This window comes from Bacteroidetes Order II. bacterium (assembly GCA_016788705.1).
Classification (GTDB): domain Bacteria; phylum Bacteroidota; class Rhodothermia; order Rhodothermales; family UBA2364; genus UBA2364.
This window is the reverse complement of sequence record JAEUSQ010000044.1, coordinates 40,961-67,473: the sequence shown is the minus strand read 5'-3', so window position 1 is coordinate 67,473 and position 26,513 is coordinate 40,961. Positions and strand designations below refer to the sequence as shown.

Annotated in this window: 22 protein-coding genes; 3 read left to right on the top strand and 19 right to left on the bottom strand. The window is 46.6% G+C overall.

Annotated features, from left to right (window positions below; translation table 11 throughout):
• Nucleotides 1–19 precede the first annotated feature (19 nt).
• From JNN12_11900 to JNN12_11855, 10 genes are all read right to left on the bottom strand, one after another.
• Entirely contained in the window at nucleotides 20–1,441 is a 1,422-nt protein-coding gene (locus tag JNN12_11900) for an FHA domain-containing protein (GenBank protein ID MBL7979034.1), read from the bottom strand.
• On the bottom strand, nucleotides 1,438–2,691 hold the full coding sequence (locus tag JNN12_11895; protein ID MBL7979033.1) for a protein kinase: 1,254 nt from the start codon (nucleotides 2,689–2,691) through the stop codon (nucleotides 1,438–1,440). Before JNN12_11895 ends, JNN12_11900 begins: the two co-directional genes overlap by 4 nt.
• Nucleotides 2,681–3,130: an FHA domain-containing protein gene (locus JNN12_11890; GenBank protein MBL7979032.1), complete on the bottom strand. Its 450-nt coding sequence runs from the start codon at nucleotides 3,128–3,130 to the stop codon at nucleotides 2,681–2,683. The genes JNN12_11895 and JNN12_11890 overlap by 11 nt, the downstream gene beginning before the upstream one ends.
• A gap of 6 nt (nucleotides 3,131–3,136) precedes the next feature.
• Nucleotides 3,137–3,808 carry an FHA domain-containing protein gene (locus JNN12_11885; protein MBL7979031.1) on the bottom strand — a complete coding sequence of 224 codons (672 nt, stop codon included), beginning with the start codon at nucleotides 3,806–3,808 and terminating at the stop codon, nucleotides 3,137–3,139.
• A 156-nt stretch (nucleotides 3,809–3,964) separates the two neighbouring features.
• On the bottom strand, nucleotides 3,965–6,175 hold the full coding sequence (locus JNN12_11880) for an endonuclease (protein ID MBL7979030.1): 2,211 nt from the start codon (nucleotides 6,173–6,175) through the stop codon (nucleotides 3,965–3,967).
• A gap of 118 nt (nucleotides 6,176–6,293) precedes the next feature.
• Nucleotides 6,294–7,466, bottom strand: a complete 1,173-nt coding sequence (locus JNN12_11875; GenBank protein ID MBL7979029.1) for a glycosyltransferase — start codon at nucleotides 7,464–7,466, stop codon at nucleotides 6,294–6,296.
• 78 nt (nucleotides 7,467–7,544) lie between these two features.
• Nucleotides 7,545–8,810: an oligosaccharide flippase family protein gene (locus JNN12_11870; GenBank protein ID MBL7979028.1), complete on the bottom strand. Its 1,266-nt coding sequence runs from the start codon at nucleotides 8,808–8,810 to the stop codon at nucleotides 7,545–7,547.
• The gene (locus tag JNN12_11865; GenBank protein ID MBL7979027.1) at nucleotides 8,810–9,976 is read right to left on the bottom strand and encodes an O-antigen ligase family protein; all 1,167 of its coding nucleotides are present in this window, start codon (nucleotides 9,974–9,976) and stop codon (nucleotides 8,810–8,812) included. The genes JNN12_11870 and JNN12_11865 overlap by 1 nt, the downstream gene beginning before the upstream one ends.
• A gap of 244 nt (nucleotides 9,977–10,220) precedes the next feature.
• Nucleotides 10,221–11,426 (bottom strand): lipopolysaccharide biosynthesis protein, encoded by a 1,206-nt coding sequence (locus tag JNN12_11860; GenBank protein MBL7979026.1) that lies wholly within the window; start codon nucleotides 11,424–11,426, stop codon nucleotides 10,221–10,223.
• A gap of 7 nt (nucleotides 11,427–11,433) precedes the next feature.
• Complete coding sequence (locus JNN12_11855; GenBank protein MBL7979025.1) at nucleotides 11,434–13,203, bottom strand: SLBB domain-containing protein; 1,770 nt, start codon at nucleotides 13,201–13,203, stop codon at nucleotides 11,434–11,436.
• 189 nt (nucleotides 13,204–13,392) lie between these two features.
• Here JNN12_11855 and ispE point away from each other — a divergent pair, with 189 nt between their 5' ends.
• On the top strand, nucleotides 13,393–14,235 hold the full coding sequence (ispE, locus tag JNN12_11850) for a 4-(cytidine 5'-diphospho)-2-C-methyl-D-erythritol kinase (protein ID MBL7979024.1): 843 nt from the start codon (nucleotides 13,393–13,395) through the stop codon (nucleotides 14,233–14,235).
• Between the two features lie 7 nt (nucleotides 14,236–14,242).
• Here ispE and JNN12_11845 read toward each other — a convergent pair whose 3' ends face one another.
• The 9 genes from JNN12_11845 to JNN12_11805 all read right to left on the bottom strand — a co-directional run bounded on the left by JNN12_11845 (nucleotide 14,243) and on the right by JNN12_11805 (nucleotide 22,158).
• The gene (locus JNN12_11845; GenBank protein ID MBL7979023.1) at nucleotides 14,243–14,536 is read right to left on the bottom strand and encodes a transcriptional regulator; all 294 of its coding nucleotides are present in this window, start codon (nucleotides 14,534–14,536) and stop codon (nucleotides 14,243–14,245) included.
• A gap of 32 nt (nucleotides 14,537–14,568) precedes the next feature.
• A complete protein-coding gene (locus JNN12_11840) occupies nucleotides 14,569–15,204 on the bottom strand; it encodes a hypothetical protein (GenBank protein MBL7979022.1) in 636 nt (211 codons plus the stop codon).
• 299 nt (nucleotides 15,205–15,503) lie between these two features.
• Nucleotides 15,504–15,902, bottom strand: a complete 399-nt coding sequence (locus tag JNN12_11835) for a VOC family protein (protein MBL7979021.1) — start codon at nucleotides 15,900–15,902, stop codon at nucleotides 15,504–15,506.
• A 5-nt stretch (nucleotides 15,903–15,907) separates the two neighbouring features.
• Entirely contained in the window at nucleotides 15,908–16,333 is a 426-nt protein-coding gene (locus JNN12_11830) for a RidA family protein (protein ID MBL7979020.1), read from the bottom strand.
• Nucleotides 16,334–16,364: 31 nt separating this feature from the next.
• The gene (locus tag JNN12_11825; protein MBL7979019.1) at nucleotides 16,365–17,651 is read right to left on the bottom strand and encodes an aminotransferase class V-fold PLP-dependent enzyme; all 1,287 of its coding nucleotides are present in this window, start codon (nucleotides 17,649–17,651) and stop codon (nucleotides 16,365–16,367) included.
• A 175-nt stretch (nucleotides 17,652–17,826) separates the two neighbouring features.
• Entirely contained in the window at nucleotides 17,827–19,254 is a 1,428-nt protein-coding gene (hslU, locus tag JNN12_11820; protein MBL7979018.1) for an ATP-dependent protease ATPase subunit HslU, read from the bottom strand.
• A 33-nt stretch (nucleotides 19,255–19,287) separates the two neighbouring features.
• A complete protein-coding gene (hslV, locus tag JNN12_11815) occupies nucleotides 19,288–19,824 on the bottom strand; it encodes an ATP-dependent protease subunit HslV (protein MBL7979017.1) in 537 nt (178 codons plus the stop codon).
• 17 nt (nucleotides 19,825–19,841) lie between these two features.
• Nucleotides 19,842–21,392 carry a D-alanyl-D-alanine carboxypeptidase/D-alanyl-D-alanine-endopeptidase gene (dacB, locus tag JNN12_11810; GenBank protein ID MBL7979016.1) on the bottom strand — a complete coding sequence of 517 codons (1,551 nt, stop codon included), beginning with the start codon at nucleotides 21,390–21,392 and terminating at the stop codon, nucleotides 19,842–19,844.
• 64 nt (nucleotides 21,393–21,456) lie between these two features.
• A complete protein-coding gene (locus JNN12_11805; GenBank protein MBL7979015.1) occupies nucleotides 21,457–22,158 on the bottom strand; it encodes a TIGR00730 family Rossman fold protein in 702 nt (233 codons plus the stop codon).
• A 185-nt stretch (nucleotides 22,159–22,343) separates the two neighbouring features.
• On the opposite strand from JNN12_11805, the gene JNN12_11800 reads away from it, so the two are divergent.
• Both JNN12_11800 and JNN12_11795 read left to right on the top strand, forming a co-directional pair.
• Nucleotides 22,344–25,178: a glycosyl hydrolase gene (locus tag JNN12_11800; GenBank protein MBL7979014.1), complete on the top strand. Its 2,835-nt coding sequence runs from the start codon at nucleotides 22,344–22,346 to the stop codon at nucleotides 25,176–25,178.
• Between the two features lie 99 nt (nucleotides 25,179–25,277).
• The gene (locus tag JNN12_11795; protein ID MBL7979013.1) at nucleotides 25,278–26,513 is read left to right on the top strand and encodes a cysteine desulfurase; all 1,236 of its coding nucleotides are present in this window, start codon (nucleotides 25,278–25,280) and stop codon (nucleotides 26,511–26,513) included.

Sequence of the window (26,513 nt, the reverse complement as noted above, 5' to 3'; positions counted from 1 at the left end):
TGAGCGATTTATCAAACAACTAAAAATGAATCCGGAAAGCGGTTTTTCCAACCCGCACCACATCATCCGGATGTAAATGAAACGTTTGTTGGATCGGAATCCCATTTACAAATGTTTTATTCGTAGATCCCTCATCGGAAATCAGCAACCCTCCATTTGGTGAGGGGGAGAGGGTAAAATGTTTGGCTGAGATACTTTTATCTGCTCCCAGAAACGGCAATTCAGGCGCATTTCGCCCAAAAGTACGCGGTGCATCCAGTCCCAACACAGCCGCAGCACCTGGAATCGGCCCTTCTACCACTGTAAAGGTCAAAACAATGGGGTGCATTTCCTGTACAACCGATGTAGGGACGGGTAAACGCGGCAACCCATCCACTATTTGATCCGATAATGTATGGGGAGAACGGGTGTCTGGCTCCCGCACACGGCCTTGCTTCTTTCCGATACGCAACCAAAATACGAATAAAATAAGGCTGAAAAGGGCTACAAGACCTAAAATCCACCATTTAAACACTTCCAGATAAGCAAAAAGGCGGGCCATCGCAGTGGGCCATGTGGATTGATGGGCTGTCCAAAGCCGAACATCTATGCCATCTGTATAGATCTGGCGATCAAGAAATTGTTGCAGACTAAGACGGGCAACCTGGCCATGACTCGCACAGTCGGGGCATAAAAACGTTCCTACCCACCCACTTTTCAGGCTTCTATGCAGCTCCGTCATGGATGACGCCACCTCATTTGGTCCCGTTGCAAAAAAGACCCCGCCAGAGGCTTTGGCCATTTCCGCCAATCGGGTCAATCCTAACCGAGGCCCTTCTGAAACACCCACCACAAAAATTGGGATAGGGTCTATGGCCAGAGAACGCAATACACTTTCATGCGAGGCTTCTGGCTCGGAAGCATCTCGGCCATCGGAAATCAATACCACTACTTGGCGCTCTGGTATTTCTGTGCTTCGTTCTTGGCGAATAGCAAGGGCTTTCTCCACCATTTGGTACAAATTAGGACGGATACCAAGGGGTTTCATGGCCTGCAAACGGTCGGTTAGGTGGTCGCGGTTAGGGGAAAATCCCCAGACCTGTGTGGTTGTATCCCCAATTACCCATATGCGAAGCAGGTGATTTTTGGGTAATATACCCACCCAATTCAACAAACCACTACGGATTTCTTCAAATACCGACGCCGGGATGCGGATGGCAGGATCTATAATGACCGTGATGCCCAGTGGTGTTGTTGCCACTGATCGCATGGATGTTAGGGCCAGATCGGCGCCTCCCAGTGTTCCCTCCACTCGCCCTATGCCTCCGTCTTTTTGTGGTGCGTCGAAGTAAATCTGCACTTCTAGTCCATGAACCACAGCCTGACGCACCCGGAACACAGGCGATGACTGTCCCCACACCGAAGGAATTCCGCTTAGCAATATGAGCCATAAGCACCTCATTCCGGCCAGAACTTGGTTTTACAGACACCACACCAGGCATTACGGGGCTTCGGAGAGGCGGGTAGTTGATTGATGGTGTGGCATTTGGGACATGCAGCAAACAAGTGGGGACGGGGCAATAGAAAGCTCCCGCACTGACCACAACAAACCTGATCCAATACCGCATTTTCTGGCAAGCGATTAACCGCATCACATGCCGGGCAGGTCATCAACCGCACCCCTGATTCAGGCTCGGTGGTTTTGACCGCCGCTCCCGTTGCGGGCCTGTTTCTTTTTTCCAAAATATCGAACAGCCGATCCAGCAGCTCTTGTGCGGTCTGTGGCCGTTCTTCGGCTTTAAGGGCCATCGCTTCCAACACAACCTCATTAAATGATGCAGAAAGTGCCGATTGCCAAGATTTTGGCGGGACGATCGTTTCCTGCCCGACGCGGTTGGTGGCCTCGGTGGGGATTCGCCCTGTTGTCAGGTAATAAAGGGTGGCACCAGCTGCATAAATATCAGAGTACGGACCTTGACGGGCATTGCTCGCATATTGTTCAATCGGTGCAAAACCCGGTGTCAGCACCATCGTCATATTTTGACTCTTAACCCCCACCGCCGCACGCGCAGCCCCAAAGTCTAATAAAATGGGCCGATTTCCGGCGGCCAGATACACGTTTTCGGGTTTAATGTCACGGTGCAAAATCCCATTCTCATGTACCGTCCGGAGGCCATCCAACACCGGAATCATTAGCTTTATCGCTTCCGCTTCCGAGAACAGACCCCGTTTGGCCATCACCTCACTTAGGTTGAAGCCCTCATAATAATCCATCACCAAATATGCCGTCCCATTCGCCTCGAAATAGTTGCGGACACGAACCACGTTCATATGATCAAATCGGGCAAGCGTTCGTGCTTCCTTTAGAAACCCAGCCAGTCCTTCGCGAAAGATACCTTCATTCGCAGGAGAATCAGCCACAACAGAATGTCGGTCATAGGCCCGTAAAACCAAATGCGGCGGAAAAAACTCTTTGATGGCCAATTTCAGGTTGAGGTTCTGATCATAACCCAGATAGGTAATCCCAAAGCCCCCAGGCTTGCCCAAAATCCTGCCTAATACATATTGCCCTTGTAATAAGGTGCGGTAAGGTAAACGGGAATGGCTATCCTGTATCCGCTCATCAAATCCACAAAGCGGACATATGGCTGTATTTCCCTTCGGGGTAAAGCAACCGGGGCATAAGGAAGATACCGGTGTTTCAACCATCATTTGGGGTATTCGCTTCTGAGGTTAAGCAATTGGGACACGTTTCACCTTTCGGTTTCAGGTAATGACAGGATTTACACATGACCAACAGGCCGGATAATTTGGTAGGGTCATATCCCGAACGCAAAACGTCTTGTGGATGGCTATAATTGGCAGGATCAAAATTGGGATTCTTTAACCAAAGGGCTTTCAACATGTCATTGACTTCCCAAACGATATCGCCAAATTGTACCGAATCTCCCGGCAAGACCAATTCATGGGTAATTTTGAGTGGATTACCCTTTACAAAAACCTTGGTTCCATTCGCGCTATGACAGTCGGTGAGCAATAAACGCCCGCCCTCCAACAACGTAAGTGTGGCATGAAGCCGACTAACCGTGGCATCGGCCAATACAATATCACAGGAACTTCCCCGACCAATGGTGAATCGTCTTTCTCGCATAATGGTCTATCCAGTAAATCCAGCTTGTGCTTCATCCAATTCCTCCCACATAAAGTCTGCCCCACAAAGCGGTACAAAACGCAATTTGCTACGGCCAATCTCTATTTCGTCGGAGGGCTTAAGTTCTAAAGGCCCATCTACATCTTCATCATTCACATACACCAATCCAGCACTGTCTCCGGGCTGAATTTTAAAGGTACGCTTCTTAGGATTAAACGTCAGAATGGCGTGTTTTTCCCGCGAGATGGCTTCGTCGGACTCGATGCAGATGTGTTGGCTTTTGGCCCTTCCAATGAAGTTCCGCTCTGCCCGAATGCGGTAGTCCCGTCCTCGATCTGGGCCAGCCACACATACCAACCACCCCACCACGGGTTCGACACCTGCTTTGCTGCCCTGGTATAAGGCAATCGTGCGGCCCGCCTGTTGCAGGCCACCCATGGGCGGCGTTGATGGAGATGGAATAGGCGGCGGCGCGGGGGAAGGCGGGTTTACAGCAGGATTTGCACCCATTTTACGTGTTCCTCCTACATCCCCCAAGGCTACTGGCGGAGTGGGTGGGGAAAACGGCGCGGGATTAGGGCGCGTAAAGTTTGCACCAAGATCAATATCCACCCCACATGCAGGGCAAGTAGAGTGTTTGGTTGGGTCGTAGTAGTGACCGTTTGTACAACGTTGCATGACGTTTAGAACTTGTAATTCGAAGACTTAATAGGACGCTGGTATCTAACGCATGGTGTATCACCAGCAGTACAAGTATTATACAAAAAAACCTGTGGTATTTTTGCACGCACCACAGGTTTTTCGGACATTTATACAGAAGGTTGCAGACAGGAATCAGTTAATAACCGTCACCAATCTGGTCATGACTTGTGGGCCACTGGTTGCACGAAGCACATACTGGCCCGAAGCAAGCGCAGCGGTAACCACCGTCTGCTGAAAAGAACCTGCCGACTGAAAAGCAACACCGGTCTCCTGCACCTTCCGGCCAAGCATATCAAAAAGTTCAAATTGTACACGACCAGGCTGATGGAGCCGATAGGCCACCTGTATCAATCGGCTTGCCGGATTCGGAAAAGCATCCGTCAACTCAAAAGCACCACCGGGGACACCCTCTTGTTCTCGTGTGGTCGCCAGGTTTAAAACCCGACCCATTACACTGGGGTCTAAAATAATGGGGTTCGGTTGGTAGCACTGAAAAGCGGCAACCCGCAGCGAACGGTCGAACTCCAACTCATCCACAGGATCCACCTCCATCCACTTTATGATGGCATCTTGGCTGCTGGCAAAAAAACTGGTTGAAGCCGCCGAGTACATCGTAAAAAAGTAGAAGGCAGCACGAGAAACATCCCCACGAACCGCTTTTCGGGGTTCCCATGCTGAATTGTACCGTTGGCTCCACATGTCTGGATTTGCGGGTACTGCCGTTTGTGAACTGGTTCCCTGATACCATGTAGAAACCACATCCGGTAATTCTGCAAATGGATAGTTGCTCCGCGCCGAGTTAACGCCACTCAACGTTGGACGCAAATGGTGCATGTCACTTTGCATTGGATCACTTCCTGCTCCCATGCTTTGTGGCCAAATATGTTCCATATTCATGCCATTCCCCGTTGCTGCCGCATTGCCATCCGATCCAAACGGGACGCTGATGCAATAATTATCATAGAACCCACATATTTGCTGATTTACGGGTTCGACGTACCGATAAATCAGGGGCCGCGCAGCCGAGTATGAAATGCCGTCATTAAGACAGGCAAAGGCATCTCGTACCGAAAGTTTAAGGGCTTCCCCCGTTTGTCCGGCAAAAAGCGTCACCCTTGGTATTGCTCGGTCTTTGATCCACAAGGTAAAGTTATTCGGGGTTTGAATTGTCGCTTCGGTCGCATTCAAAGAAAGGTTTACATATTCCACCCCTTCCGCATCATTCGCATCTTGGGAGAGCGAGATCGGAAATTGAAGGGTTCCAGCAGTTCCCGAAGGTACTTGCAAACTACCCAACGTATAGTCTTGGCCTTGTGTGGCAGAACCACTATTAACCGTCATGGTCAAGGTAAATGCCAAAGTTCCCGCTGTCACCACTTCAACCGGAATGGTTATCTGGCCGTCGGCCTCTTTAAATATATGGCTCATTTTTTGGTCGCTCAGGTATAAGCCATATGGATCGCGCAGCCGAATAACCGCTTTGGTACCCAATGTAACCGTTTGAAAAGACCCCGAAACCACAGCAGACCGATTCCCATTCCCGCAATCCGATTGGAGTTGATATTGATATAAAGTCCCCGAAGACAAGGAAGACCAAGAAACCTGGGTTGCCGTGGTGGTTTGTTGCGTGTAAGTGGGGGTGCTATTTGCTTTAAAACCAACAACATACCCTCCGGAGGCTTCCGGAACGGCTAGCCACGATAAAAGGCCACTGTTTGCCGTGACATTGCTAACCTGAACATTGGTTGGAACCGGACACGTGGGATTGCCTGAACCGGAACAACCGGAAACCGTATGACTACCTAGGCCATCGAAGGTGTTTTGTGGATAGCTTTCCCACTCCAAAGATGGATCAAAGGCATCATCCGGATTGGCATCGCCCGTGCAGATGGTCGCCTTACGTCGGAGGGTTTGCTCGGAAGTGGCAACACCATTATTGCTCCAATTTACGCCGGGGTCAACCCCTTTTTGGCCAAACGAATCAATGACAAATCCGTTCTTTTTCAAAACAATGGCATCATCCCCATTATAAAACGTAATATCACTCGTGACTGTTACATAGGCCTGATTCACAAAACTGGCCCCCGGATTAGCAATAACAATGGTGGCATTGTTGGCCAGTGTACCCGTCAGTTGTAGGCTATAACTCGCGGAAGTCGCATACGTCTCAACCACATATGCACTTAAATCTATGGTAGTTCCTGTACCGTTATAGATCTCAATAGCCTTGTTATTGCTGGTTCCTTCTACATATTCCGATATAAAGAGGTCGTTTGTTTGTGCAAATACCGCAAGAGGAAAAAGAAAGAAACAAAGTTTTATAAAAGCAATTTTTTTCATCATTATCAGTAGATTAGTGAAAAATCTTTGGTTTTTTGACCAAGATGATAAATGTACACCAATCAGATAAAGAAATCAATGAATTATTAGTCTTCGCAAAAAACAAGTATCAAACAATAAACTATCCTAAAAGCGTGTCTTTAATTGTTTTTTGAAATGCTTGAACCGTATGTTCTTGAACAAAATCTGCATTATAGTCTTTACTTTTTTCAGTATATATCGTTTTTATTATACCTTTAGCAATTTCTGCTGGCACAAAGGAATTGACCACTTCTCCTAAATTGTGTTTCTTGACTAAATATCCCATTAAACCAAAATCTTGACAGATAACCCTTTTTTTCGCCAATGCTGCCCTTAATAATAAACCACTACTCCCGATATGATTTTGATAAGTAAGAACTACAACATCCGATTGTTCGATATAGGCTTGAAACGTATGATAGGGAATGAATGAATTCGTAATATGTACTGCAGCTTCTTGCGGCAATGCGTTTATCATATTATTTACATTCTGCACAATATCTTCTGATAGTTTACCCGCAAACAAAAAAAACGACTTTTTCAAAACATCAACAGGTAGAAGATTTATGGCATTAATAAATTCTACAACTCCTTTCCTTGCATCCAAATACCCCATATGTAAGAAAATCATACGGCCATCTTGGACATCAAATTTTGAATGTAATTTAAACGAAGTATCGGTCTCATTTTTTTCAACCGGATCTGGTAAGTATATTATTTTACAATTCTTTTTTTTAGTCGCTAAGATATTTGCGCAAAACGGATCTAAGCATAACAATGAATCTATATGAGGATTTGTTAACGCTAATTGCAAAATAATATACTGTCTAATAGAGCGAATATAGTCTTTTAAATTAAGTTTTTGCCATTTAATATAATGCCATGTCGGGCGAAAATAAATTCCAGAAATTTTCAATGTGTAACCAAAACGGAGGCGAGTAGTCATTGGAATTTGCAACCAATCAAAAGCCATACATAAAACATGACTTGGGTTATTATCGTTAATATATTGGGTTAATGTTTTTGCTTGCTCAAAACTTTTCCTTATTAGGCTTTCTTTACTCAACTCGGGTATTACATAAAAATTAATACCTTCTATTTTTATCCTTTGCCATTCGTATAAATCTGGATGTTGATTAAGATTTACTTGAGTAGTAACAACATCTAAGTGAAACCCAGGATATTCACTTAACCAATTTTCAATGACATAGTAAAGATATTCACTATGATGCCCTCCTGAAAACGGATCAAATATGGCAACCTTTCCATTCATATTTATTTTTGATTAATGATATTAAAAAATAGTAGTCTGATTTTTTATTTTTTAAATCATAAATATACTTACCAGGATTCATTCTTTTAATGAAATATTTTTTGAAATTTTGTCATATGTCCTATGCAAAAGGAATATACAAAGAACGAGATCTATTAACATAGAAGCAAAAATCGCACCATGAACTACAAAACGGTCAATTATCCAAACATTAAACCCTATCGAGAGTAAAGTTATACCTCCTATTAGTCTCGCCAAAAACTTTTGCTCGTCCAATGCCATCAAGGCCAAGACCAATATAGAATTTATACAAGTGATTGGAAATGACCAAATCAAGAATTTTATTAAACCTTCTGCCGCAGCAAATTCAGGTTTGAATAACTTAATAATCGCATATCCACCCAACCAAACCATCAAAATTGCCAAAAAACCCACGACCAACATACTCATCAATGATTTATTTAGCATCTTCTTAAAGTCAGTAATACGGCCTTCGTGTAAAACTTGGGTAAAATAAGCAAAAATTGTTGCTCCAAGAATGGTAGGAACCAACTGTAAGGTCTCCACAATACGTAAGGGAAGGCTATACACCCCAACAACCGACTCCCCATATAAAAAATAAAGCACCAAAATTCCCATATACCGATACGCCATGATAAAAATGCCCATTAGTCCCATGGGGAGCGAATTTTGATAAACTGTACGAGAAAGTTGTGTACTGAACAATTCTCGTTTTATTGGACTCATATAAAAATGAATGCCATATAAAATCAATATAAAAGTAATAAACATTCCCAATGACATGCCAAATAATGCTGAATCTGGTGTCATAAAGGCCAATAAAAATATAATACCCAATAAGACAACCAAGCTTTTTTCTACGACCATAGAAATAGACTCAAAGTGAAGTATTCTTTTTGCCCTAAAAAACGATCTCAGAAATTCAATATGGCGAAATACAGTCGTATAAAAACCCGCCCAAATCAATGAAAATTGAACCATTAATGTTTGGTTTCCAATAAATGCCCCAAGCCAAACAACCAGCACAATTAGTAGGGTAGAAACGCCTTTAACGACCAATACGTTTGTTAATAAGGCGCTTCCAAACTCAGGACGGCGTACCAATTCACGATTAGCATAATGGGTAACACCAAGGTCTGCGAACTCCGCCATTACGGTCATTAAAGAAATAGCAAAATTAAAAACACCAAATCCTTCTTTTCCCAAATACTCTGCGGACATATAGATGCTAAAAAACACCCAAATAGGCCGTACCAATACATTACCCAGCGTTAAAGCAGTTAGGTTCTGGAAAAAACCAGCGTGTTTTATTTCTTTACCCATCACCCACTCATCTTTTGTTTTATTCCGGCTGCTCCACCAAATAGAAGGGCAAAAGTCATGATTGCGTCTTTTAAGAAAAATGGATTTGAGGTGGTCCCGGAAGGGATAAGAGAAATGAGGGAGAGGCCGACCACCAAAACAGATAAGTTTTTAATGGTATTCCGTTTTTCAAAAGGCGTTTTGAGCCATACAGAGAAGAGATTCCAAATGGACTTACCCCAAATATAGATCAATAATCCCAATCCAATAATCCCAAATTTATACCATATGCCATAAAACCCATTATGAACAAAAGTATCTACTTGTGTAAAACCAAAAGTAATGTCATAAACGGCATAAGAAACCCCTGTTCCATAACCAATAATGGGGTTCTGGATAATTTTTTCCCATACAGCATTGGTTTCCATAAATCGGTTGATTAGTGAAATATCGGAAGTTGTCGCGGTTCCTAAACTAAGCAATCTGTTTAATAAACCTTCTAAAATCGTGTAAAATATATTTCCAAAAAGGACAATTCCTAACACAATAAAGACTGTAAGGGCAAAGGAGGCTGTCCCGATTAATTGTGTTTTTTGTTTCCAATTCAAAAGAAAAAACAAGACAAAAGCGCCGAGTGCAAAATCCACCCAGTATGCCCTACTTTGGGTTAAAATCAAACTACCCAGAAACAAAAAGAAACCACTTAAATACCCTATTTTCCATTTCGAGCGGACTTCAAATAAAAATAGGATTAAACAAATTAAAGTAGAAATAAGCAATAATTGTTCATTTGTAACAACCCTTCCCCTCTCTAATTGCCATGCAAATTGCGCATTAACAATAATTTCTCGATAGTTTATTAAGTTTCTTACTGCTGCATAAAATCCTTGAAACAAAAATACACCTATCAGTATCTCAAAGCCTTTTTCGTGTTTTGCGCATAATTCTTTAATTGGGAAATATAAAAAGAAAAATGCCAATGCGATCATCTCGCTAAAATAACCTTTAAGCTCGCCACCAAAAAGTAATGTTTGAAAAATCGAGACAACAATCCATATCAAAAAAAAGGTAAAAACAAAATCAATCGGTGTTTCAATGATTTTTTCTTTTTTTAACCAATGAAACAATGACCAATAGGTCATAGATAATAAATAATAAACACCGTATAAGGCTTCTGTAACTTGCAAGCCCTCTTGTGTATTGCTCACAATAGAAAAGCCCGCAAGTAAAACAATTAGATTAAGGGTTGGGTACTTTAGAAGTTGCCAAACGATTACGGCTCCGATCAATATCGGGGGTACAAAAAACAGAATAAAAGGTGCTTTCCATGTCAATAGCAAAATTAGGATTAAGCCAACACCAAATCCAACCGCCAAAAACCTTCGGCTCCAATCAATCCATGCGGAAAAGGTTTGGGCTTGGATCATTCGATTAGGCCTCTTGCTGTGAGGATGTTGAACGGATTTGTTGGACGGCCTCTGCCAATTTGGTGGAAATAGTATTTTTATGGCGGGATAAATAATCCCATGCAAGCACGAAAAATATGCACAGCATTAAAGCAGAAAAGGCAGATATAACGACAATAATAGCGCGTGGGGGCCATGATTTTTTAGCGGCAGGGACCGCTTTATCCAAGGTCTGAACCGCAATAATGGTGCGTTTTTCGTCGAAATTGGCTTGTTCATAAAGTGGCGTAAGGGCTTCCAAAATTTTTCCTTGTGCCAGAATACCTTGATACAATTTTGCATATTCGCGCCCAACACCCGGTAATTGATCGAACGAGACCTGCATCATTTTATCGTTGCCATTCATAAAATCGTTCAATTGCTGTTTGGAGCGTTCATACATTTGTTGTGCGGCAATCACTTGCGGATTTTCCGGCCCCAACTGGCCGGCCAGCGCTTCTGTAGCAATCTCGGCCTTCGCCACTTCCATCCGATATTGCGCCATATTGGTGTAAAAAGCTTCTATTTGACTTGGCAATTCAATGACTCCATTGCGCGATTGAAAGGCTTCCAGTTCATTTTGCAGCGAATCAAGTGCCAGTGTGGCTTTGTTGTACCGCCTTTCCATGTACATTCGGTAATTTCGGGCATTCGCCGAAAACATTTCCGAACTAATCCGATTGAGTTCCGCGACCATAAAATTGGCCATCTCTGCCGCTTTTTTGGGGTCTTCATCCGTCACGGATACCACCAGATACTCCAACTTCTCGTCCACTTCAATTTTCAGGTTATCTTGGAAAGCCTTAATGGCTTCCTCTAAGTTCCGACCCGGCTCTGGATAATCTATTTCATAACTCTTGATGAGTCCATACTTTTGTACCACGGCTTCCAAGACCCGCCGGCTGCCCAGAATCCCCATATACCGCGTATAATCTCCACCAGCCCCGCCCAATAAGGAGGATGCCACTGAACTCAGACCGCGTCCGGTAAGGGCTTGTGCCAAACCACCAGCCCCAGATGATGGTGGGAGTAATAAAGAAGTAGAGGAAGTAAAGACATTGGGTAGAAATAAGGCAATAATAACTGCTATGATAGCAACCAATACCGTGATTCCCGTGATAAACCATCGCCATAAATACAACACGGCCAAAGTCTGCCAAAACCGATTGTCTTGCGGAGTTGTGTTAGTCATGGAAAAATTATTTACTGGTTAAGGCAATGATGGTGGCTACGATAGAAACAGCTGCTGTTACCGTAGAGACCAACGTCCCAATTCGTTGTAATTGTGCTGATTTTCGCTGAAATTGAAGTGCTTGCAAATCGGGTGCATCTACAATACTGTCTTTCCGATTTATAAATACAATATCTCCAGACTCGATGGTTGCTTTATAACCATCCAATAATTGGCCACTTCCCGCCTTAATGACATAAGCAAAAGTAGCAGTGGTTCCTTTCCCACCGGCTGCTGCGATATAGGCATCTATCCCTTGACCGGGCTGCCAGTCCACCAAGCCCCGATTGACCACTTCCCCAATCACCAATACCTTTCGTTGGTCTCGCGCAATGAACAATCGGTCGCCATCATGGAGATACACATCTGGCGCATCCGGACTTAGGGCTTGTTCTAAGTTGATGGCAAGACGCGAATGGTTGAGCAAGAGTTCACGTTCCAAAAACACACGTCCTGCATAGTCTAAATCCGCCAACCGTCCTCGTTCTCCGGCCAAAGCGATGTTTTCTTTTGTGAGGGGATTCATGTAATTCGGAATGAGAAACGGCGAATTTACCTCAAATGTATTTTTGCTTCGTTCAATAAACGCCGACTTTGGAAAAGCGCCTTCTCGTAGCCCGCCCGCATTCTTAATCAAATCGCGCAAGGTGGTTCTTTCTGTGGACATGGGGTAAGGCCCCGGATATGTCACCTCGCCCTCCACATAAACCGAACCATTATCACGAAAACGATGAGGTACAAAAATGAGGTCGCGTGCTTTCAGTTTTGGATTGGCGACCTTCCGCGCCAACAAATCCGGCACACGAATCATTTGATGCTCGGCTACGCTATTTTCACCAAAGCGAGTCAGTCGTACTTCTTCTAATTTCCCAAGGCCATTGGCTCCACTTGCAATCGTGAGTAAATCTAAGAGTGTATCATCAGGTCTTACGGGATATGTTCCAGGATAGGGTACATATCCTTGTACATTAATGACTTCATTCACAAAATCAAAAGAAGGAACAAAGACCATGTCCCCTTCCTGAAGTACGGGATTGTATTTAAAATCGCCCGTTGCAAAAAAGCGCGCCAAGTCTGGATACAAAATGGTGCCATTTTTTCGCCGGACTTCGATGGTGCGAATGGAGGGTCTAAAGCCATAATTCAGCTTTTTTTGCAATTCATTTTCTCCCAGAATCGCTTTTGACACCACCGAGGCCACACGTGTGGTGGCCAAGACGGGCGAAATCACTTGCATTCCGGGAGCGGGCGTTCCACCAATCACAGGAATTAAAAAGCTCCGTGGCTGGCTGAGTGCCAATTCTATGGGATGATTACCAACGATTTTTCTAAGCAATCCTTCGGCTTCACGCTTAATTGCATACAAAGTTTTTCCCGTAACACGGATAGGGTCAATACCCGGAATAAGAAGATTGCCATCTGAAGAAACAGAGATCACTTGTTGCTGTGGCGCGGGGCCGCCAATAGAAACCGTAAAAAGGTCGTTGGGGCCACAAATATACTCATTTTCATCCACTGGCCCTTCGAGCGGTAAGTCTGGATTAACGGGATAAAAATATCGTGCAACAACAGAACTACTCCTTTCGGACGGGGTTTGGGTTTTGAGTAGTTGATCAAGCGTTGTGGGCGGCGTGGTTGACGGTGTTTGGCCTAAAGCGGCAGAAACGAAGCCAAAGATCAACAAAAATGGAAAGATCGCTCGGAGAGAGAAGAGAAAGGGCATTCTAAATATGAACATAACCGTTGTTGACAGATATTTTTGGGTAAGTAAGAATTTATTTTGGGAACGGTCTCAACGGTTCATCTTTATGTGGTGGGGTTATTTTGATAATTTCGGATAAACTACTCTCGCCCAAGTAGGTTCCGCAATGAGGAACCGTTAATTTACCACGCTTTTTAAATACGAAGCCTTCAACCTCGGTTTTCCATGAAAAAACAAGCCCCCGCCAAAATCAATCTCGGACTTCATGTCCTCCATAAACGAAACGATGGATTTCACGCAATAGAGACCGTATTTCTGGCCCTTAAATGGGTGGATGAACTTACTTTTTCACCCAGCGACACCCTTTCTTTGGTTTGTTCGGATGCTCGCCTTTCTACGGATCACACCAATTTATGTATGAAGGCAGCCCTTGCCTTGCAAGAACGATTCCAGGTTGATCGGGGCTGCCGGATGCACTTACAAAAGAACATCCCTTTTGGTGCAGGCTTGGGTGGCGGCTCTAGCGATGCGGCTACGGTACTCCGGCAACTTGCAGAAAGTTGGCGTTTGCCTGTGTCCATGACGGAATTATCCGAAATAGCCGCTTCATTAGGTTCTGATGTTCCGTTTTTTCTCCATGAGCAACCCATGTTTGCAACTGGTCGCGGAGAAATCTTGGCTCCCTTATTGAATGCAGACCAAACGCCCTATACCTTTCCATTTCATTTGGTGGTGGCCATGCCGCAAGTGGCTGTTCCGACCCCATTGGCCTACCAGTTGATAACGCCCAACAACCACCTCCGTCCCGATTTGCGCGAGGTCGTATGCACGAACGACCCGAAATACTGGCGGAAAGCATTGGTGAACGATTTCCAAATCCCCATTTTGGCGCATTTTCCAGCAATCAGCCACGTGGCAACCCTTTTTGAAGAAACCAATGCTGTTTATACTTCGCTTTCTGGCTCAGGAGCGGCGTTTTTTGGCGTTTTTGAACGTGCAGAAGAGGCGCATTCAGCAACCAAACTTTTTCAGGATCATCATATAAAGGTATGGACCGATGCACCATAACGGCTTTTCATCCACCACGCACTTCACGGATCATCTGCTCCATCTGATCCAAATACTGTTCAAAAGCCTTTCGCCCCATTTCCGTTAGGCTATAACTTGATTTGGGCTTCCGGCCTTCAAATTGTTTTTGAATGACCACATAGCCCGCATCTTCTAGCTTTCGGGCGTGTACACTCAGGTTTCCATCGGTCACCGCCAGCAATTCCCGTAAGACCACAAAAGACAACTCCTCATTCACCGCCAAAGCACTGATGATCCCCAGTCGAACACGATCCATGAGCAGCGGGTCTAAATTGTACATGCCTTCACCCAACGGTTTGATAAATACACCAATTAACCACCGTGTTTTTTGGCAATAATCCAACCAAAAGCGAGGTGAAGTCCACCAAAACCGATCAGCATCATGAGGTTGATGTTCATTTGTGGGATCAAAAACGTCAGCACACCAAGTCCCAAGAAGGACAAGCCCATCTGTGTGACCGCTTTGATGGAATAAGCACCCGCAGCCGTAATGGCCAGCCCGTACATCAGCATCCAAAGAGCGGGTAAGATTCGGAGTGCGCCTAATGGGATAAACCAGTATGTGCTTAATTTTTCCTGATAATTATGCGGCGTCACCCCCAAAACCATCATGGTTAGAAAAGCCGTTACCACAAACGCCGGTGCGAGTCCGAGCCAAAATTTACGAGCGGTTTGTGAAAGGTGAGGCTTTTCCGCTTTTCTCGCTTTCAGGTGAATCCCCCATGCGCCCAAAAAAATGGCAATCAAGGCCGTAAACACCCAAGCCTCCACCCAGGTGATGTATGAAATCCCCGTGTATTCCAACACACCTGCCACCACCACTGCCAAGACCCCAATGCCCATCATCGCATAGCCAGGTACCTCGGTGAAAGCGGTAGAACGGGTCATGGTCTCGCGGATGACCTTGAGTTGTTCTTCTACGGAAAATTCTGACGATTGGTGTTCCATCTTGGATTCGTGGCTGTGTACTTTGAAATGCAAAGTTAATACAAAAGACCCTCAATGGCAAATTAACCCTTAAAGAAGCCTATCGTCTCTTCAAAATAGGACACATGATGGTTCCCGACACATAAAACCACAGGAAAAAATGCTTTGGGCGCCTAAAAAGTTAAAACGACACCATCGCTACCAAGTGCAGACGGTCAATCCTTGCGCTTATGTGGCTGCCAATGGAAAGAGAAACCATCTCCCCAGCATAATTCACGTTGGGGAGATGGCTGCGTAGCTCAGAACCAAAACGACCGTTTTCAAGGCTCCGGAACGTTCATCCATGCAAATAAATCTACCAAGTTACCGTCGGCATCTTGCACCACTGCATACCGTTGACCCCAGAAAGCGGCCCAAGGACGCTTTACGCCTACGTATCCAGCCTCTGTAAGGCGATTATATAAGCGATCCACCTCTTCGGGGTCTTCACAAAGAAAGGCCAAACCCATCCGATGCCCGTCAGCGGGCTTCCAATGAGGATGAAATTGCCTCACCAAGTCCACGGTATCCCATGCAAGCCGAAATCCACCTTCGGTACGGAATTCCACGTGGTCTTCAGTATCCATTTCCGGCGGAATTTCCAGCCCGATCAGACGATAAAACTTCAGGGCTTGGGCCATATCTTGCACCACCAGCCCCACTAAATCTGGTTTTGCCATCTTGGTTATTTTCTAACGGTGTGAATAACCGCCGTTACGGCAATTTGTACCCGTGCATTTCGGGGCAATGCAGACACTTGTACGGTTGAGCGGGCAGGCGGATCGGATGGAAAATAACTTCCATAGACCGTATTGAATTTTTGGAACTCGGATAAGTCCGCCAAGAACACATTCACCTGCACCACCTGCGAGAAGTTCATACCCGCAGCACGCAAGACCGCCGCGATGTTCTCCATCGCTTGTTTGGTCTCGGCCTCTATGCCACCGGAAATCAACTGTCCATCGGGTGTTAATCCCAATTGTCCGGCAAGCCACACCGAGTCTCCCACTTTTACGGCTTGGCTATATGGGCCAATGGCTTTGGGCGCTTGGTCGGTGGCGATGATTCTTCGGACAGCATCCGGAGGGACGGAACATGCGGATAAGCCCATTAACGCCAACAAAAACAGCTTTTTCATGTCGCTATGCTTTGGGAATACCGTTTTTAATGACGCCGTTCATGGCATCGGCAAAACGGTCTATTTCCTCGATCGTCGTATAAACCTGTGGCGTTACACGGATTCCCTCGAACTCTGGATGTTTGATGGCAACGGTAAAAATATTGTATTTATGGAGCAAATAATCGCTTAATGCGACCGAATCCACCCCCAAAATTTGCACGTTCGCCAAGCCATAAGCCAAGCCCGTCTTCCGACTCGTATGGAATTTCACCCGATCCGATCCTTCCAATTGCTTCATCCAATGCTCCCGCAGATAGACCAAGCGAGCCGCCTTCCGCTCTGGCCCAATGCCATTGTGGAACATAATCGCTTCGGAGATGGCCAAAATATTGGCGGCGGGATGCGTTCCGATTTCCTCGTACTTTCGGATGTTCTCGTCCATCGAGGCTGGCGCCGCCTGAAGTGGCCACAAGTCCTTGATTTTGTCTTTTTTAACATACATCAAGCCCGTTCCATGCGGCGCACATAGCCATTTATGTAGGCTGGTTGCAAAGTAGTCGCAGTCCAGATCGGCTTGTTTGAAGGGGAAGTGGGCAAAAGAATGCGCCCCATCAACAATAACGGGTATCCCACGATGACGCGCCATTTGTACCACTTTTTTCACCGGAAGAACCTGCCCCGTAAGGTTAATCATATGGCTGATGTGAATGATTTTGGTGCGTGGGGTAATGGCTTGTTCAAAACGGCGTACCACTTCGTCGTCGTTTTCTGCCGGAACCGGAAGTTGAATTTGTACCAATTTTACGCCATCTCGCCGTTCCCGCTGCTGATACGTCGTGATCATACGCGGATAATCTTGGGTGGTGGTTAGGATTTCATCGCCGGGTTTTAGGTCGAAACCACATTGGGCAATTTGCAGCCCCTCGGAAGCATTCCGAACAACAGCCACTTCTTCGGGGTCGCACTGGAACAACCGTCCTAACTGTTGGCGGACGGCTTCGCGCTGAGGTTCTAACCACCGCCACATGGTATAGGCGGTTGATTCGTTCGAGACGTCTAAATACCGCTTCATGGCCTGCTGTACAATGTTCGGCGCTGGCGAAACGCCCCCATTGTTCAGGTTGACCATGCTGCGATTGACGGTATAAGCCTGCTGTACTTCCAACCAGTAGGATTCATCAGCGGCCATTTCGCCAACCGATCCCTTGCGGGCAGAGAGCGCGTGCAAGGTTTCAGCAAAGGCTTCTGGGGAAAAGGCTGTGGCGGCGCCTACCGTCCCGAGTGTGTTTAGAAAGGCTCTTCTTTTCATTGAAAGGCGGTTTTGGGTGAAGGAAAACAGCAAGTTAAGGACATTCGCCGAAACTTCAAAGTTTTTATTCCCCTTAAAACCTCCTACGGCAACGGCAGTACGGCGAAGGATTCCGCCACCGACCGTTTACCACGAATAAACTCCTTCGCGAAGTTGCGCTACGCCGAAGGGTTATTTAGAGAATAAACTGACTGAGGTCTTTATCTTGGGAAATCCCTTCTAAGCGCAGGCGTACCCGCTCCGCATCCACCAAGATATGGTCTTCCGGCATGGCATCGGGGACATCGAACAGCGTGTCTTCGAGCAACGTAGTCAGGATTGTATGCAAACGGCGTGCGCCAATATTTTCCACTTCCTCGTTTACCTGTGTTGCAATACGGGCAATTTCGCGAATGGCCTCCTCCGTGAAGGTGATCTTCATGTTTTCGGTTGCCAAAAGCGCTTCGTATTGCTTTAGCAGGGCATTCTTCGGTTGCTTCAGGATTTGATAAAAATCTTCCTCGGTTAGGCTGTGCAGTTCAACACGAATGGGGAAACGCCCTTGCAACTCCGGAATCAGGTCGCTAGGTTTCGAGACATGAAAAGCCCCGCTTGCAATAAACAAGATATGATCGGTTTTCACCACGCCATGTTTGGTGGTTACGGAAGAACCCTCCACAATCGGCAAGAGGTCTCGTTGAACGCCCTCGCGGGAAACGTCTGCTCCGCCGCCTTTGTTTGCACGGGCCGCAATTTTATCCACCTCGTCCAAGAATACAATACCAGATTGCTCCACTTTCTCGATGGCTTCAGCAAGGACGGCATCCATATCTATGAGTTTTTGGGCTTCCTCGTCTATCAGAAATTGTCGGGCTTCCCGAATCGGCATCCGGCGTTTTTTGCGTTTACGATTTCCTTGCCCCAGCATTTCTTGCAAGTTCATGCCAAATTCCTCCATACCCATCGGCGAAAACACCTGCATCATCGAGCTGCCATTGGCCGCCACCTCAATTTCCACCTCGCGATCATCCATTTCGCCCTCTTCCAACTTCTTCTTAAACTTCTCGCGGGTGCGGCCATAAAGTTCTTCTTCGTGCTTATGCTCCGATTTTGGCTCCTCGGCTCCACCCGGTTGCCGTTGTTCCGCCCCAAAGAGGTTAAATCCGGCAGGTAATAAACTACGGCCACTCTCTTTTGCAGCAGAAGGCGCGGGCAACAAGATATCCAAAATTCGTTCATGCGCCATTTCGGTGGCCCGAACACGCACCTTCGCCTTCTGCTCGGCTTTTACCATATTCACGGCAAGGTCCGTCAACTCGCGGATGATGCTGTCCACATCCCGTCCCACATAACCTACTTCGGTAAATTTGGTTGCTTCCACCTTCAGAAACGGGGCATGGGCCAATTTCGCTAATCTTCGGGCGATCTCGGTTTTTCCCACCCCTGTTGGTCCAATCATAATGATATTGTTGGGCATGATCTCGTCACGGATTTCGGGAGCGGCATTAAGCCTCCGCCAACGGTTCCGCAAAGCAATGGCCACGCTTTTTTTGGCCTCTTGCTGGCCAATAATATATTTATCTAACTCCGCAACAATCTCGCGGGGGGTTAAAGAGGTACTCATGTAGTTCGGTTATTCAGAAAAAAGCCGTCCAAATCAGATTTCTTGGACGTTGATCTCGTGGTTGGTGTAAATACAAATGTCGGCGGCAATGTGCAGGGCTTCGGTCACAATTTCCTTGGCCGATAGTTGGGGGCTGTGTTTGAGCATGGCGCGTGCAGCAGCGAGGGCATAGGAACCACCGGAGCCAATGGCCACAATGTCGTCATCCGGTTCTATCACATCGCCCGTGCCGCTAATCAGCAAAAGATGATCCGGCGAGGCCACCGCCATCAATGCCTCCAAACGACGTAGGTAACGGTCTGTTCGCCAATCTTTGGCCAATTCTACCGCTGCACGCAATACATTCCCTCTTCGCTCTCGCAATTTCTCCTCGAATCGCTCCATCAGGGTGAAGGCATCTGCCGTCCCACCTGCAAAACCAACGAGTAATTTCCCTTCGTTCAAGACCCGTACTTTTTGTACTTTATGCTTCATTACGGTATCGCCAAAGGTGGCCTGTCCATCCGATCCGATCGCTACTTTGCCGTCTTTTTTTATTGCAATAACGGTTGTTGCTTTTAATTTGGTCATGTATCCCTTGTTTGAAATTAATGCTGATACCGGGCAATCAACTTAACAATACTGTCTTGTACGCGGGTCACATATCCCGTAGAAGTATTGTATTGGTTGGCAATGAGCGAGAACGCAATAGGGGTTCCCATCACCGTTGTCACATACCCACTCAAGGACCGAACCCCATTGATGTATCCGGTTTTCGCCCGGACATTCCCGATGGTTGGGTATTCTTTCATGCGCTTTCTGAGGGTTCCATCCACCCCAGCAACCGATAAAGAGTTATAAAATGCCTGTCTGGTCTGGGTATTGGGATGATGGTACATATACTCCAATAACCGAACCGTAGCAGCAGCGGTAATTTTATTCCCCCGCGAGAGGCCCGATCCATCCGTCAGGATAATGTCATCCGTCCGCGTGCCAATTTTCCGCAGAAAATCCCGAATAGCGCGTCCTCCGCGCACGGCAGAACCAGGCCGGGGTACGCCATCCCACGAAGTGGTCGTTCCGAGGGTTTTGAGTACATGCTCGGCATACATATTGTGGCTTCGTTTATTGATTACGGCAGCAATTTCGGACATCGGCGGCGAAACAGCAGTGCCCACCCGTCGCATTTCATAGCCACGATACAAAGGTTTTTCCGCAAGACTATCCACATCCACCGCACGACCCCAAATTTGAATACCGCTATTTTGCAAGGTTTCTTTAAATACCTGTGCCGTAAAAAGCGTCGGATTTGTTATGGGCATGGTGTTGGTATAAGAACGTCCAGAACCCACTTTTACGGTAAACGTCATATTATTGGTATGGTAGGGCCTCCCCACACCTCCACTGACCCCGCGACCGGAAGTAGTGGAAGTCTTGTTCACCAATTGTACATATTCCGTATTTCCGGGACGTAGTGTTACCGTTGCTTTTTGTCCGGGGCGATTACCCTCGACCGTAAATTCCACACAGTTCTCGGTAAAGGACAATCCGCTTACTTCGGCGGCATAACAATTGTTAAAATCCCGCGATTCCCATTCTTCCCCACGCGCAAAATCATCAAAGACGTCGTCATCGCCAATCACATTGCCCTCAACATTCCGGATGCCCATTCTTTTCAGCGCCTCCGACCATTCATGGAAGACCCGTAACAAGTCGTTCTGTTCGTCATCAAATAAGCCACCCAAACTTGGGTCACCCGATCCTCGGATGTATAAGTCGCCCCGTAGTGTTTCGCCTTCAATTTTACCTTTATAGTAGAGATCGGTCTCGTAGCGAAAGTCCGCCCCAAGTAAATCCAAGGCCGCCGCAGTTGTATAAAGTTTCATGTTAGACGCTGGGGTTAAGGGTCTTTCGGGATTCCGTTCATACAGCACCTCCCCATTCGTCAGGTCCATGACTTTAATACCCCAGATGGCACCCGCATTATAGCGGGAAAGATAATCTGAAATTTGTTCTCCCAGCGATTTAGGGGACTTGGTTTCGGGCGGTTCTGGAATGTCCACTTCCGTAGAATCCGGCTCCTCCTGTGCACGGGCTTCCTGAAAAAAGGCGATACTCAGAACCAAAAAGATGGACAACGACAAACGATACAACTTCATGATGGGTTTTGGCAGAAATAGGGGGTGGCAGAGGTAGTTAAAAACAATTTGAACAAAATAGGGGTTAGAAGTTCGGTTTGATTCGGTGCTTTTTATAAAAATCGGTGATGATGTTCACCACTTCCTCCGAATCATCGGTAACGTGAATCAGTTCAAGGTCTTCCGGAGAGATGAATCCCCCTTCTTTTAAAGTACTTTTGATCCATGTGACCAACGGCTCCCAAAACGACTTTCCTACAAGAACTATTGGAAAGATGCGTGCTTTTCCGGTTTGAACGAGGGTTAGTGATTCAAAAAGCTCGTCCAATGTCCCAAATCCACCCGGCATGGCAATAAATCCCATTGCATATTTAACAAACATCACCTTACGCGCGAAAAAGAAATCGAAGGTAATGAGTTTATCCGGATCAACATAGGGATTGGAAAACTGTTCGTGCGGCAGGGTAATATTCAGCCCAACCGATACGCCCTTGCCTTGAGAAGCGCCTCGGTTGGCCGCTTCCATCAACCCTGGGCCGCCTCCCGTAATAACGCCAAAGCCACGTTCCACCAGTTTCTGTCCAATTTCCACGGTTTTGTGGTAATACGGATGATCTTCTTTTAGACGTGCAGATCCAAAAATAGTCACACAAGGGCCAAGACTACTGAGTGTCTGAAATCCTTCCACAAATTCGCTCATGATGCGAAAAATACGCCATGTATCTTGGATGGACTTGGTTTGCCATTCATCAATTGCTTTTTTGTCCATTAAGGAAAAGTCTGTCATCTTTTTATGCTTATTTTGTACAAGATATCCGTCCGGAAACCGAATACGGCGTTCCACCTTTGTCTAAATCGGGAAGTTTATGTAGTATTTTCTTTCCTAAAGAGTTCCCGACGAAAAAAATTTACCTCACGTTTCCATCTATCTGAACCTCCAAATGTATGCGTTGTCTTCGTACTTTTTCTATCATGGCGTTGTGGCTAATCGGGCTGATTGCCTTGCCCTCCATTGTCGAAAGCCAAGTAGTCCCTACCTCCGAAAGCGCCCGATTGGGCGCATTTAACACCCGAAAGATGGCCAAAGCCCAGTCTTGGGTGGCCGGTTTGCCTTTAAGGAATATTGGACCTACCATTATGAGTGGCCGCGTGACCGACCTCGATGTTAACCCATCGGACCCTACCCAATATTATGTGGCGTATGCGTCTGGTTCTGTTTTTTTTACCCACAACAATGGCGCTACTTTTACGCCTATTTTTGACCAAGAAGCAAGCCCCACAATCGGGGACCTTGCTGTTGACTGGGGCCGCAATACCATTTGGGTGGGAACAGGCGAAAGCAACTCCAGCCGCTCGTCATATGCCGGAACAGGGGTCTATAAATCAGCCGATGGGGGGAAATCTTGGCAACATCTGGGGCTTGCCGAAACGCACCACATCGGACGAATGGTCTTACACCCAACCAATCCCAATATTGCATGGGTAGCAGCCATTGGCCACCTCTACTCGTCCAATCCCGAACGGGGCGTGTTTAAAACCACCGATGGAGGCAAAACGTGGAAAAAAACCTTATTTATTGACGAAAATACGGGAGTGATAGATTTGGTAGTGGACCCCGCCAACCCCAATGTATTGTATGCGGCTGCGTGGTATCGCACACGCCGTGCATGGAATTTTGAGGAGGCGGGCGAAACCTCTGGCATTTATAAAAGCACCAATGGCGGAGACTCTTGGACGCTGGTTTCCACCAAAAATGCGGGTTTCCCCACCGGAAAAGGGATTGGACGGATTGGCCTGAGCATCTCCGGAAATAGCCTATATGCTTTCTTAGACAACCAATTCACCAAGCCGAAGTCCGCCCAAAAATCAGAAATAGGGCTTTCCAAAGACGACCTTCGGACGATGAGCAAAGAAACCTTTCTGGCGCTCAAAAAAGAGGACTTAAAACAATATCTCGAAAATTTTGGCTTCCCGCGTGAATACACCCCCGAAAGTGTAACCGAAATGGTGCGCCGAGACGAGGTGAAACCCATCGCTTTGGTGGAATATCTAGAGGATGCCAACCAGCAACTATTTGACACCGATGTGATTGGCGCAGAACTGTACCGCTCTACCGATGGCGGGAAATCTTGGAAAAAAACCCATGACGGGTATTTAGATCAGGTGTATTATACCTATGGCTATTATTTCGGAACCGTTTGGGCACATCCAAAAAATCCGGAAAAGGTTTTTGTGGCGGGGGTCCCGATCTTGCGCTCGGATGATGGGGGTAAAACCTTCCAAAACATCAATGGCGACAATGTCCACGCTGATCACCATGCCCTTTGGATAAACCCCAATCGGCCCGGCCATCTCATCAATGGAAACGACGGCGGCGTTAACATTTCCTATGACGACGGTGCTTCGTGGTTTAAAATCAATACCCCATCGGTAGGCCAATTCTACACTGTTACCTTCGATATGGCAGAGCCGTACAATGTCTATGGAGGCTTACAAGACAACGGTGTCTGGGTTGGCCCCAGCACCTACCAACAGTCCCCATTTGAATGGACCGACGATGGGCGTTACCCATACCAACGTTTGGGTGGTGGCGATGGAATGCAGGTACAGGTGGACTTTCGAGACAACAATACGGTGTATTTTGGCTCACAATTTGGGTTTTATTCCCGCATGAACCGCGCCACACGGCAATCACGCCCGGTACGGCCACGCCATAAATTAGGCGAGCGGCCTCTCCGCTTCAACTGGCAAACGCCTATTCATTTATCGCGACACAACCAAGATATTTTGTACTTTGGCGCCAATCGCCTCTACCGCTCGATGGACAAAGGCGACACCTTTACGGCCATCTCTGGCGACCTGACCCTTGGCGGCAAGCCCGGAGATGTTCCCTTTGGCACACTTGCCACCATAGACGAATCCCCATTGCAATTTGGTTTGCTCTACACCGGATCCGACGACGGCTTGGTACATGTTTCTAAAGATGGCGGGATTTCTTGGCAACGCATCTCAGACAATCTACCCGCAAACCTTTGGGTGAGCCGTGTAAAAGCCAGTCGCTTTGACAAAGCCACGGTCTATGTAACCCTGAATGGCTATCGTTGGGACCACTTCGATGCTTATGTCTATGTTTCTAAAGACTATGGACAAAACTGGACCCGCATCGGAAAAGACCTGCCCCACGAACCTGTCAACGCGATTGTTGAAGACATCACAAACCCCAAATTGCTCTTTGTGGGGACAGATTTGGGCGTCTATGCTTCGTTGGATGGAGGCATGAGCTTTCACCAGCTCGACAATGGCTTTCCACATACACCTGTTCATGACTTGGCCATTCATCCAAAGGCAGGAGATCTCATTGTCGGCACACATGGGCGATCCATCTATATAGCCAACCTCTCCCAACTCCGACAATTGGATGAGGCTACATTAGCCAAAGATTTACACCTATTCACACCCGAAAAAGTAACGTTTAATGAAAGATGGGGAACAAAAGGAGCCACATGGCGCGACGCCTTTGAGCCTAAAACAACCTTGTACGTTTTTGCAAAAACTGCTGGGAATGCAACAATTGTGGTAAAAGACAAATCCGGCAAAACCCTCAAAACCTTTACCCACTCCTTAAGAATGGGCCTGAACGAGGTCTCCTACAACCTTTCTGCTCAACCTGGTAGCTTGGGCAACCAAAAACCGGGTGAAAATGGCGTGCTCTACCTAACCGAAGGCGACTATACCTTCTCTGTAGCTGTCGGAAAAGCCAACACCGAGACCACGCTCAAAGTTGTTAAACCCGAACCAAGGCGCTGATACTGTTTCATGAAGAGCGTTTAAAGAGAACAATCTGGCAAACCTTTTGAAGGGTACGGCGTTCTGTTTGTATTCAATCTAAATAAGAATCCGTACCCAATGCTTTTAAATACCGCTATTGCGTTTGATGTAAACCGCGTTCGTGCGGATTTTCCGGCCTTGCACCAATCTATTAACCAAAAACCATTGGTATATTTAGATAATGGGGCAACGGCCCACAAGCCCCATTCTGTATTAGACGCAACCAACCAGTTTTATGCACAAGGCAATGCAAACGTACATCGAGGCATTCATACATTAAGCCAACAGGCCACCGACGCCTACGAAGCCGCACGAAAAACGATACGCCATTTTCTGAATGCCCCCTCCGAAGAAGAAATTATCCTCACTTCTGGAACCACGATGTCTTGTAATTTGGTGGCCCATTCTTTTGGTGAAGCCTTCTTAAAAGCCGGGGATGTGGTCTTGGTCTCGGAAATGGAACACCATGCCAATATCGTACCTTGGCAATTGGTTGCCCGCCGAAAAGGCGCTACGGTCAAAGCCATTCCTGTAACAGATAGCGGGACCATAGACCTAGACGTTTATCGTTCCCTACTCACCGAAAACGTCCGCTTGGTTTCGCTGATTCACGTATCCAATATGCTAGGAACGATCAATCCTATCCATGAAATGATTCAAATGGCCCATGAACAAGGCATTCCGGTGATGGTGGATGGTGCACAATCGGCGCCGCATCTGCCCATAGATATTCAAGCATTAGATGCAGACTTTTTTACTTTTTCCGGTCATAAGGTTTTTGGCCCTACCGGAACAGGGGTTTTGTTTGGAAAAAAACACCTTCTGGAACAAATGCCCCCGTTTTTTGGCGGTGGCGACATGATCCGGACGGTTTCTTTTGACGAAACATCGTTTAATGTCCTACCCCACAAATTTGAGGCAGGAACCCCCAATATTGCAGGCTTTTTAGGCTTAAACGCCGCACTAAACTATGTGATGACACTCGGTTTTGAAGGAATTGAGGCGCACGAACAGCAATTATTTGCTTATGCAGATGAACAACTACGCGCAATAGACGGCCTGGTTTTATATGGACCCGCCACCGATAAGGCTCCCGTTTTTTCGTTCATCGTCCAAGATATTCATCCGTTTGATTTGGGAACCCTCTTGGACAAACAAGGCATTGCTGTCCGAACAGGCCACCATTGCACGCAACCTTTGCACCACCGTTTTGGACTTTCAGGATCGGTCCGTGCTTCTTTTACGTTTTACAATACCCTCGAAGAAGTGGACGCTCTGGTGCAAGGCATTCAGAAAGCACGCCGCTTTTTTTAA

Excerpts from the sequence above, each read along its gene's own strand:
- hslV (MBL7979017.1), bottom strand. The coding sequence starts at position 19,824 with ATGACCAAATTAAAAGCAACAACCGTTATTGCAATAAAAAAAGACGGC.
- dacB (MBL7979016.1), bottom strand. The coding sequence starts at position 21,392 with ATGAAGTTGTATCGTTTGTCGTTGTCCATCTTTTTGGTTCTGAGTATC.
- JNN12_11830 (MBL7979020.1), bottom strand. The coding sequence starts at position 16,333 with ATGGGCTTATCCGCATGTTCCGTCCCTCCGGATGCTGTCCGAAGAATC.
- JNN12_11885 (MBL7979031.1), bottom strand. The coding sequence starts at position 3,808 with ATGCAACGTTGTACAAACGGTCACTACTACGACCCAACCAAACACTCT.
- JNN12_11845 (MBL7979023.1), bottom strand. The coding sequence starts at position 14,536 with ATGTACAATTTAGACCCGCTGCTCATGGATCGTGTTCGACTGGGGATC.
- JNN12_11900 (MBL7979034.1), bottom strand. The coding sequence starts at position 1,441 with ATGAGGTGCTTATGGCTCATATTGCTAAGCGGAATTCCTTCGGTGTGG.
- JNN12_11890 (MBL7979032.1), bottom strand. The coding sequence starts at position 3,130 with ATGCGAGAAAGACGATTCACCATTGGTCGGGGAAGTTCCTGTGATATT.
- JNN12_11795 (MBL7979013.1), top strand. The coding sequence starts at position 25,278 with ATGCTTTTAAATACCGCTATTGCGTTTGATGTAAACCGCGTTCGTGCG.
- JNN12_11800 (MBL7979014.1), top strand. The coding sequence starts at position 22,344 with ATGGCGTTGTGGCTAATCGGGCTGATTGCCTTGCCCTCCATTGTCGAA.
- ispE (MBL7979024.1), top strand. The coding sequence starts at position 13,393 with ATGAAAAAACAAGCCCCCGCCAAAATCAATCTCGGACTTCATGTCCTC.
- JNN12_11870 (MBL7979028.1), bottom strand. The coding sequence starts at position 8,810 with ATGGGTAAAGAAATAAAACACGCTGGTTTTTTCCAGAACCTAACTGCT.
- JNN12_11855 (MBL7979025.1), bottom strand. The coding sequence starts at position 13,203 with ATGTTCATATTTAGAATGCCCTTTCTCTTCTCTCTCCGAGCGATCTTT.
- JNN12_11880 (MBL7979030.1), bottom strand. The coding sequence starts at position 6,175 with ATGATGAAAAAAATTGCTTTTATAAAACTTTGTTTCTTTCTTTTTCCT.
- JNN12_11835 (MBL7979021.1), bottom strand. The coding sequence starts at position 15,902 with ATGGCAAAACCAGATTTAGTGGGGCTGGTGGTGCAAGATATGGCCCAA.
- JNN12_11860 (MBL7979026.1), bottom strand. The coding sequence starts at position 11,426 with ATGACTAACACAACTCCGCAAGACAATCGGTTTTGGCAGACTTTGGCC.
- JNN12_11805 (MBL7979015.1), bottom strand. The coding sequence starts at position 22,158 with ATGACAGACTTTTCCTTAATGGACAAAAAAGCAATTGATGAATGGCAA.
- JNN12_11875 (MBL7979029.1), bottom strand. The coding sequence starts at position 7,466 with ATGAATGGAAAGGTTGCCATATTTGATCCGTTTTCAGGAGGGCATCAT.
- JNN12_11895 (MBL7979033.1), bottom strand. The coding sequence starts at position 2,691 with ATGATGGTTGAAACACCGGTATCTTCCTTATGCCCCGGTTGCTTTACC.
- hslU (MBL7979018.1), bottom strand. The coding sequence starts at position 19,254 with ATGAGTACCTCTTTAACCCCCCGCGAGATTGTTGCGGAGTTAGATAAA.
- JNN12_11840 (MBL7979022.1), bottom strand. The coding sequence starts at position 15,204 with ATGGAACACCAATCGTCAGAATTTTCCGTAGAAGAACAACTCAAGGTC.
- JNN12_11825 (MBL7979019.1), bottom strand. The coding sequence starts at position 17,651 with ATGAAAAGAAGAGCCTTTCTAAACACACTCGGGACGGTAGGCGCCGCC.